The organism is Photorhabdus hainanensis (genome assembly GCF_018448965.1).
Lineage (GTDB): Bacteria > Pseudomonadota > Gammaproteobacteria > Enterobacterales > Enterobacteriaceae > Photorhabdus > Photorhabdus akhurstii.
In genome coordinates this window covers 1-9,339 of sequence record NZ_RCWD01000070.1, presented here as the reverse complement: position 1 = coordinate 9,339, position 9,339 = coordinate 1, and the positions used below count along the sequence as shown (strand labels likewise).

Below are 9,339 nucleotides of genomic sequence, written 5' to 3'. Positions count from 1 at the left end.
CATCACGAGTGGTGTCGTGAAGACGTTCAAGTTTGATTTTTTGTTCTGATGTAATAAATATTTTCATAGCGAGGATAATGATCTCCATTTCGGATAAAATCAAGCATCTTCAATGATTACGGGTATATATTTAACGAGTGTTAATCATACCTGTTTTTTATCTTTACTAACTCCGTTTTATTGACAATGCTGAACGGTTCTTATCAGTCACCACTCTTTATTTTTTTATTAAATCAACCAGTAAATGGTTTAAAGGTATTCTTTTAGATAATCAACTCTCTTTTCAGGGTTTAAATCCTGACAGATTAACTGTTTTACCTCTTTTTTTATTACGTTATTTTTATAACCTGTTTAGTAAAATAATTAGGATATAGCATCGCTGATGAATAAGTGGGGAGTAGGCTGTTTTTAGGTGATTTTTACCTTTTAAAAATTTGGCATTAATGGGTACCTGTTTTTTTACATTTTTTTAATTAATAACCGAATTAATCACCAATAAAAAGGCGCTTGCTATCGCCCCAAAAAGCGAATGCAAGCAAAAAAGGAAAGTAAATAGTATTAAACAGATGATAAACCTATGAGGCTATTCTCATTCTGAGGCGTTTTATTTTTGAATTAAAAATTCATTTAATGAATGACCTTCATTGAGGAGTTTTTGTAAACCTGATGGTTTTTTCCCGTTTCCTGACCAGTATTTAACTTCTCCATTTTCATTAAACTGATACTTAGGTTTTCTCGTCTTTCCTTTTCCTGCATTTGATTTTTTAGCTTTAAAACTAGAGACGGTAACAGGTATATTAATGGTCTTAAGATCAAGGCCGGTTTCTTCAATCAGCCTTAATATTTCTAAACGTTTTTGTTCTTTTTGTTCCGCTTCTAAACTCATTAATCTGAAGATTTCTTTGTTTTCTTGAACGACTACCTCTAATGCTTTGTAAACATCATCTAACCATTCAACATCTTTTGTTTGCGCAAATCTTCTTAATGTGGATATTCTTGATAAATGGTTTGATACAATCTCATATTCTTGTTCTATGGTTAATGTTGTCATTTTGTCACCTTGTTAATAAGTTTAAAACCTGTCTTTTCTGATGTTTTCTCTTCCGGTGTCAGTATAACACCAGATTTTTTACTTGCTTTAAAAAAGCTTTAATCATTTCTGTTTTACCTTTAATGATTAAAGTTTTTGCCTTCTTTTTCACGATATGCTTGCGGTTTTTTCCAGGCTTTAAAACCGTGGTGACAGATAAAACGTGGTTTTTATTAACACCGGTTTTATCACATTCAGATAAAACGTATTTAATCTGAGAAAGTCGGGATTTACGAAATAAATCAAAAGCCTTAAACCGAGAGGTTAAAGGCAGTAAAAATTTTCTCATTGATAATAAAAATGTTGAAAGCCAATAATCTGAACCGGATATTTTAATATCCGGTTCTTTTTAATCAGGAAGGATTAACCGGCACCACACTTTCTGTTGGATAACATCCCAATACCTTTAATGAATGAGTGATTTTCGCCAATGTTTTCAGAACGTGTTGCATATTAATTGAACGAATATTAGCTTGGACATCAATATAAAACATCTCTTCCCACGGATTCCCGTTAATCGGGCGAGATTCCAGTTTACTCATAATAATATTATGTTTTTTCAGCACCATTAACGCATCTACCAGCGCGCCTGCCTGCTGTCCGGTTGCCATAATAAATGTCGTTTTGGCTGGTACCTGTTCTGCAACTTCAATAGGTTGACGGGCAACAATAATGAAACGAGTAATATTATGTGATTGATTGGCTAGATTCTGTTCCAGAACCTGTAACTGATAAAGTGCGCCGCCCGCTTCACTACCTAAAGCTGCAATTTCTGGTGAATTCTGTTCAGCGACTTCTTGCATTGCGGCGGCGGTGCTTTCGCAGTATTTAATTTTCCAATGTGGGAATTGATTAATATATTGGCTGCATTGTTGGAATGGTTGAGGGTGACTGTAAACCGTTTTGATCTCTGATAGCGTGGTATCTCTTGCAATGAGTAGGCAATGGTCAATAGGAAGGGTTATTTCTCCCACAATTGACAAATTGGTATGTTGCAACAAGTCATAAACATCATTGATGGAACCAGAGCTGGTATTTTCAATGGGTAACATTCCGTAATCCGCCTGGCCTGTTTCAACCAGGGAGAAGATATCTTGGAACTTATGGCAGCTACATTCAATTAATTGATTGAAATGGCGTGCGGTATATTGGCGGGCTGCGATATGAGAGTAGGAACCTCTAGGACCGAGGAATGCAATACGCGCTGAATCTTGGGGGGTTTGATTTAGGTGTTGCTGCAATAATGCTTGTTGAGTGAGTACGGAATCTTCAATGATCATCTGAAAGAGACGCGAAATATAAAAGCCGTCAAGCCCGTGGTTTTTCCCTTTTTTAATTAGGACATCTAGTAGTTCTCGTTCGCGATCTTTGTCTCTGATGGGGCGATTATCCTGTAACTTAGTTTGTGCGATATCAAAAGCTAATTGGCGACGCTCTGCTAGTAAAATCAGTAACTTTAAATCAAGTTCGCTGACTTTTTCCCGTATTTTCAGCAAGTTATTTTGATCCATAAATGGGTTCCTAATGGGTTGTTCGCATTCTGATAATAATAGGTTTGCAATGGTCAGAAAAAAGCCTCCCGATGGGGAGGCTTGCTATTCGTCTTCTCATTCTTTTTTCAACGACGAAAGCCTCCCTCAGGGAAGGTAAAAAAGAAAGAAAAGAAAAACAGGCTTGTATTCATCATATTCTCATATTCATAGTTTATGTGACCGATCTTTACCCAACCGGGCAAAGCTTTCCATTGCTTGCTTTCCATTTCATCGGCAGCCGTCCGCACTGGGCAAGGGTTTACGTAATTTTTGTTAATTAACCTTATGTTGTTGTTTCTGTCAACAAAAAACGCGTCCAAATTGGACGCGTTAGAGGCAAGTCATTGTTATTTTATTGTGATATTTCTGGTTCTGTTTCTAGTTGTGCTTCTAGGTTAAGGTTTAATTCTTTAACACTGTTGTCAGTACGGCGTGCTTCTCCCTTATGCTGTACTTTATTCAGTTGGCGCTCCAATTTTGTTAATAATTCATTGATAGCAATATACATATCTTCATGTTTCGCACCGGCGACTAGCATACCATTCGGTATACTTATGGTTGCATCAGCCCTAAAAATTTGAGGCCCTTTTGATAGAATAATATGAGGATTTATCAGATTTACTTGCCATTTATTTAGTTTGTTCAGACGTTTTTCTACGTGGTTGCGAATTGCCGGGGTAATCTCCATTTGTTTGCTGGTAATATTCACTATCATATAGTTACCTCTCATTATTGATTATCCACCTTCAATAATTTCAGCATACATTTCTTTTTCATGGAAAAGGTGATCTAAATCACTATTTAATCAGGTATGAGGCAACTAGTTGAAGTAATTGTGATTAGTGGTAAAAATACAAAGAATATCTATTGCAGGATTGAAGCTAATAAGACACTATTGACAAGTTGAGTCTTTTATTCTCCTAATGAATAAGCGGTTTTTTTGGATTTGACAAGTAAAAATAAAACAGCGGCGCCAACCGCTGTTTTATCATCTGCTTTTTTATACAGGATTAGCAGCAATGAGTTTTGCTACTTTATCTGCCTGAGCTGTTAAACCCAAATGTGTATAAGCTTTTTTCATGTAAGGCAATGCTGCGAGAGTTGGCTGTGTATCAGGGTAATCACGTAACATTTGCTCAACCCGATTTACCACCGCGACATAGGCGCCGCGTTTGTTATAATATTCCACAACAGAAAGTTCATACTTTGCCAGGCGCTCTTTGATAAACATTAAACGCTTAATGGCATCGGCGGTATACAGGCTGTTAGGATGATAGCGTACTAATTGGCTAAAATCCTTGAATGCTACCCTGGCGTGTTCAGGATCACGATCTGAGCGGTCAATGCCGAAGAAACTCTGCAATAGACTGTTATCTAAGGCTTGTGAAGTTAATCCTCGCATATACAGAACATAATCAATGTTGGGGTGAGTTGGATTCAGGCGTATGAAGCGGTCAATAGAAGCAAGCGCCATTGGCAAGTCAGAGGATTTATAATAAGCATAAATCAGATCGAGTTGTACTTGCTGTGAATAGGGGCCGAATGGATAGCGATTATCGAGGGTTTCCAATTGCTTGATCGCATCTGGATAGCTACCCTTTTGCAGCTTTTCCTGACCCTTAGAGTAAATTTCCGCGGGTGGGCTGTCGGGGACAGCATTTTTATTACCAGCGCACCCGGAAAGTACCAGGCTCAATGTGGCTGCCGCCACCAGATATTTTATGCGTATCATCACGTGTTGATTATCCTCTGAGTGTTTTCTGGGAGACTATCCATGAAGCTCCCGGCAAAAGATCGAGTTACAATAGCACACTATATTAAATTAAACGGCTCTGCCGTCAAAACTCAACGTAAGTGTAGAAACAATATATGGCACAACAAATTCGACTTAATACAACAGTCGCCGAATCTCAGCTCGGTCAACGTTTAGATCAGGCTTTGGCTGAATTGTTCCCTGATTATTCAAGATCACGCATAAAAGATTGGATCTTGGATGACAGAGTTCAGGTTAATGGCAAATTAATCAATAAGCCAAAAGAAAAAGTGCTGGGAGGTGAAGAAATTGCAATTGATGCCATCATTGAAGAAGATGCGCGTTGGGAACCTCAGGATATTGCGTTAAATGTTGTCTATGAAGATGATGATATTCTAGTCATAAACAAATCGCGTGATTTGGTCGTTCATCCGGGAGCAGGAAATCCAGACGGTACGATATTGAACGCGCTGTTATATCGTTATCCTGAAATTGCCGATGTCCCTCGGGCGGGCATTGTTCACCGTCTTGATAAAGATACGACAGGGCTGATGGTTATTGCTAAAACGGTTCCCGCTCAAACGCGTTTAGTCGAGTCACTCCAACTACGCGAAATTACCCGTGAATATGAAGCGGTGGCGATAGGTCGTATGACCGCTGGCGGAATCGTTGAAGAACCCATTTCTCGTCATCCAACAAAACGAACGCATATGGCGGTGCATCCAATGGGAAAACCGGCTATTACCCGTTATCGGGTAATGGAACATTTTAGGGCGCATACTCGTCTGCGCCTCAGACTGGAAACAGGCAGAACACACCAGATACGTGTTCACATGGCCCATATCAGTCACCCATTGGTAGGCGATCCTTTGTATGGTGGTCGTCCTCGTCCTTTGAAAGGGGCTTCTGATGAATTTCGCGAGGTAATGCGTAACTTTGATCGTCAGGCATTGCACGCCACGATGCTGCGCCTTTATCATCCGATAACCGGCATTGAAATGGAGTGGCACGCTGAATTACCCGAAGATATGGTGATGCTGGTTAAGGCATTAAAAACAGATGCAGAAGCGTTTAAAGACGAAATGGATTGGTAAATGACCCCGCTTATTTTTCCAAACTGGCCGCAACCGACGACAGTAAAAGCCTGTAGTTCTACCCGTTTAGGGGGAATGAGCTTATCACCTTACAATAGCCTGAATCTGGGTAAGCATGTTGGTGATAAACCTGATGTTGTTGAACAAAACAGGCATATTTTAGCGGAAATTGCAGAACTGCCTCAGCAACCAGTCTGGTTAGAACAGGTTCATGGTACGCGCGTTGTGAGACTTAATGGTCAGCCGCTGGAAGATAAGAGAGCTGATGCTGTTTATACCAATATTCCTGGGCAGGTTTGTGCCGTGATGACGGCGGATTGCCTGCCTGTACTATTTTGCAGTTCTGCCGGTGATGAGGTTGCCGCTGCCCATGCGGGGTGGCGAGGTTTATGCGCTGGCGTCCTGGAAAACACTATCGCTCAATTTAAAGCTAAACCTCATCAGATCCAAGTTTGGTTAGGGCCGGCGATTGGCGCGAAAAAATTTGAAGTCGGCAATGAAGTTTTGCAAGCATTCACTAGCCAGCATGCTGATTTGAGTCAAGCTTTTATACCTTTTGGCGAAAAGTATTTAGCGGATATCTATTTGTTGGCAAAACTAAAATTGCAATCTGTTGGTGTGAATGCGATTTTTGGCGGGAGTGAGTGTACTGTCAGTAATAAAGAGAAATTTTTCTCTTATCGGCGTGATGGGATCACCGGACGTATGGCAACTTTAATCTGGCTGATATAACCTATCCTGTAGGGCGATCCGTTGGCGCATAAGGGAATATCTCACAATTTGCTTTTCAGAATAACCTTGAATATTTGAGGAATGGCCTCATTTAATCTCCAGTAGCAACATTCTGAACAGTATTGGAGGTGTTATGCGTCTGGATCGTCTTACTAATAAATTCCAGCTTGCTCTCGCTGACGCCCAGTCCTTTGCACTTGGGCATGATAATCAGTTCATCGAACCAATTCACTTAATGAGTTCACTGTTAAAACAAGAGGGTGGCTCTATTCGCCCACTATTAACGTCAATTGGAATCGATGCAGGCCGTGTCAGCAATCAGCTTGAGCTGGCTTTAGAACGTTTGCCGCGGGTACAGGGTGTTGGTGGTGATGTGCAACCATCCAATGACTTAGTTCGCCATTTAAATCTGTGCGACAAATTAGCGCAAAAAGCCGGGGATAATTTTATCTCCTCTGAATTATTTGTTCTGGCAGCATTGGAAGAACGTGGCACATTAAGTGACATATTGAAAGCTGTTGGCGCAACAAAAGAAAAAATCACTAAGGCAATAGAACAAATGCGTGGTGGTGAAAAAGTTGATAATCAGGGAGCGGAAGATCAACGCCAAGCCCTGAAAAAATATACTATTGATCTGACTGAACGTGCTGAACAAGGCAAACTTGATCCAGTGATTGGCCGTGATGAAGAAATTCGCCGCACTATTCAGGTATTACAACGCCGTACCAAAAATAATCCGGTCTTAATTGGTGAACCCGGGGTCGGTAAAACGGCCATTGTTGAAGGGCTTGCTCAACGAATCATTAATGGTGAAGTTCCTGAGGGGCTTAAAAATAAGCGCGTCCTTTCTCTGGATATGGGAGCGCTATTAGCAGGAGCTAAATATCGTGGTGAATTCGAGGAGCGTTTGAAAGGCGTGCTGAACGACCTTTCTAAACAGGAAGGCAATGTCATTCTGTTTATTGACGAATTGCATACTATGGTTGGAGCGGGTAAGGCTGATGGGGCAATGGATGCCGGCAACATGTTAAAACCAGCCTTGGCCCGTGGCGAACTTCACTGTGTTGGGGCAACAACACTGGATGAATATCGTCAATACATTGAAAAAGATGCAGCGCTGGAACGCCGTTTTCAAAAAGTCTATGTCGCAGAACCTTCCGTAGAGGACACTATCGCTATTTTGCGCGGTCTGAAAGAACGTTATGAATTACATCATCATGTACAAATTACCGACCCTGCAATTGTCGCGGCAGCAACATTATCTCACCGTTATATCTCAGACCGTATGTTGCCGGATAAAGCTATCGACTTGATCGACGAAGCGGGCGCCAGTTTACGTATGCAAATGGATTCAAAACCGGAAGCGCTGGACCGTCTGGAGCGTCGGGTTATCCAATTGAAGTTGGAACAGCAGGCGCTGAAAAAAGAGTCTGATGATGCCAGTAAAAAACGGCTTGAAATGCTTAATGAAGAGCTGATCGTAAAAGAACGCGAATATTCTGAACTGGAAGAAGAGTGGAAAGCTGAGAAAGCAGCGCTAACGGGTACTCAGCACATAAAAGCAGAATTGGAAAATGCCCGTATCAGCTTGGAACAGGCACGTCGCAGTGGTGATTTAGCGAAGATGTCTGAAATTCAATATGGGAAAATACCTGGATTGGAAAAACAGCTTGCCGCCGCCACACAAGCTGAAGGTAAGCATATGAAACTGCTTCGTAACAAAGTTACCGATGCGGAAATTGCAGAAATTCTTGCTCGTTGGACAGGTATTCCTGTTGCCAGAATGCTTGAGAGTGAAAAAGATAAACTGTTGCGCATGGAGCAAGAGCTGCATAAACGTGTCATTGGTCAGGATGAGGCAGTCAATGCAGTATCTAATGCGATTCGCCGTAGCCGAGCTGGATTAGCTGATCCAAATCGTCCGATTGGTTCATTCTTGTTCCTTGGTCCAACCGGTGTTGGGAAAACTGAGTTGTGCAAGGCGTTAGCGAATTTCCTGTTTGACAGCGATGATGCAATGGTGCGTATCGATATGTCTGAATTTATGGAAAAACATACCGTATCAAGGTTGGTAGGAGCGCCGCCGGGGTATGTTGGTTATGAAGAAGGCGGTTATCTAACAGAAGCGGTTCGTCGTCGGCCTTACTCCGTTATTCTGCTTGATGAAGTGGAAAAAGCGCATTCGGATGTATTCAATATCTTATTGCAGGTGCTGGATGATGGTCGGTTGACTGATGGGCAAGGTCGTACCGTCGATTTCCGCAACACGGTTGTCATCATGACATCTAATCTTGGATCAGACATGATCCAGGAGCGTTTTGGTAGTCTGAATTATGATGAAATGAAAGATATGGTGATGGGAATTGTTAACCATCATTTCAGACCTGAATTTATTAACCGTATTGATGAAGCTGTTGTGTTCCATCCATTAGGGCGTAGTCACTTATCAGCGATTGCAGATATCCAATTGCAACGTTTGTACAAGCGTCTGGAAGAACGTGGTTATCAGGTGACGATTACTCAGCAAGCGCTGGACATGTTGGCGGAAGCAGGGTTCGATCCTGTTTACGGAGCACGGCCATTGAAGCGAGCTATCCAGCAGGAAATCGAAAACCCATTAGCTCAAAAGATACTTTCCGGCCAACTATTGCCAGGAAAACGAGTTACTCTGGATGTGGAAAATAACCATATCGTCGCAAAGCAATAACTTTATCTTTAGCGAGAGAATAAAGTTGATGAGAGATAAGGGGCAGAAAACTGCCTCTTTTTTTATCATTTTGTGCATTAAATCGCAACTTAGCCCTGTTTTTGCTTAATTGGCGTTCAGATGAATTTTTTTTGCAATTAAACGCTTGCCAGCGTCAAAGAATTCCCTATAATGCGCCACCACTGACCGACACAACGCTGATAAACATTGTGAGGTCAGGCAGAGAGAAAGCGAATAAGCGCTTGACTCTGCGGGCGAAAAGCGTAGTATACGCAGCCCGGCTGAGCGAGAATATTAAATTTTAATTCAGCCTGCTCTTTAACAATTAATCAGACAATCTGTGTGGGCACTCACAAGACCGTATCACAAAAAAATACGTTTTAAAGTCTTGAAGAGTGAACAACAGTTAATTCATTACGAACTAATTAGTC

8 protein-coding genes and 1 other annotated feature are annotated in these 9,339 nt (G+C 41.4%); of the genes, 4 read left to right on the top strand and 4 right to left on the bottom strand.

Going from position 1 to position 9,339, the window contains the following annotated elements; all coding sequences use genetic code 11:
* Window positions 1-604 precede the first annotated feature (604 nt).
* Complete coding sequence (locus EAE92_RS23460) at window positions 605-1,051, bottom strand: H-NS histone family protein (protein ID WP_046395558.1); 447 nt, start codon at window positions 1,049-1,051, stop codon at window positions 605-607.
* Window positions 1,052-1,443: 392 nt separating this feature from the next.
* A complete protein-coding gene (pheA, locus tag EAE92_RS23455; protein ID WP_214069786.1) occupies window positions 1,444-2,601 on the bottom strand; it encodes a bifunctional chorismate mutase/prephenate dehydratase in 1,158 nt (385 codons plus the stop codon).
* Window positions 2,602-2,645: 44 nt separating this feature from the next.
* Here pheA and EAE92_RS23450 point away from each other — a divergent pair, with 44 nt between their 5' ends.
* On the top strand, window positions 2,646-2,903 hold the full coding sequence (locus tag EAE92_RS23450; RefSeq protein ID WP_214069785.1) for a hypothetical protein: 258 nt from the start codon (window positions 2,646-2,648) through the stop codon (window positions 2,901-2,903).
* Window positions 2,657-2,775: a sequence feature (Phe leader region), on the bottom strand. It overlaps the preceding gene by 119 nt.
* A gap of 71 nt (window positions 2,904-2,974) precedes the next feature.
* Here EAE92_RS23450 and raiA read toward each other — a convergent pair.
* Both raiA and bamD read right to left on the bottom strand, forming a co-directional pair.
* Window positions 2,975-3,337, bottom strand: a complete 363-nt coding sequence (gene raiA, locus EAE92_RS23445) for a ribosome-associated translation inhibitor RaiA (protein WP_214069788.1) — start codon at window positions 3,335-3,337, stop codon at window positions 2,975-2,977.
* Window positions 3,338-3,622: 285 nt separating this feature from the next.
* Window positions 3,623-4,354 carry an outer membrane protein assembly factor BamD gene (bamD, locus tag EAE92_RS23440; RefSeq protein WP_214069787.1) on the bottom strand — a complete coding sequence of 244 codons (732 nt, stop codon included), beginning with the start codon at window positions 4,352-4,354 and terminating at the stop codon, window positions 3,623-3,625.
* 137 nt (window positions 4,355-4,491) lie between these two features.
* On the opposite strand from bamD, the gene rluD reads away from it, so the two are divergent.
* The 3 genes from rluD to clpB all read left to right on the top strand — a co-directional run bounded on the left by rluD (window position 4,492) and on the right by clpB (window position 8,908).
* A complete protein-coding gene (gene rluD, locus EAE92_RS23435) occupies window positions 4,492-5,469 on the top strand; it encodes a 23S rRNA pseudouridine(1911/1915/1917) synthase RluD (RefSeq protein ID WP_214069784.1) in 978 nt (325 codons plus the stop codon).
* Entirely contained in the window at window positions 5,470-6,201 is a 732-nt protein-coding gene (gene yfiH, locus EAE92_RS23430) for a purine nucleoside phosphorylase YfiH (RefSeq protein ID WP_214069783.1), read from the top strand. It abuts the gene before it with no gap.
* A gap of 133 nt (window positions 6,202-6,334) precedes the next feature.
* Window positions 6,335-8,908, top strand: a complete 2,574-nt coding sequence (gene clpB / locus EAE92_RS23425; RefSeq protein ID WP_214069782.1) for an ATP-dependent chaperone ClpB — start codon at window positions 6,335-6,337, stop codon at window positions 8,906-8,908.
* Window positions 8,909-9,339 lie beyond the last annotated feature (431 nt).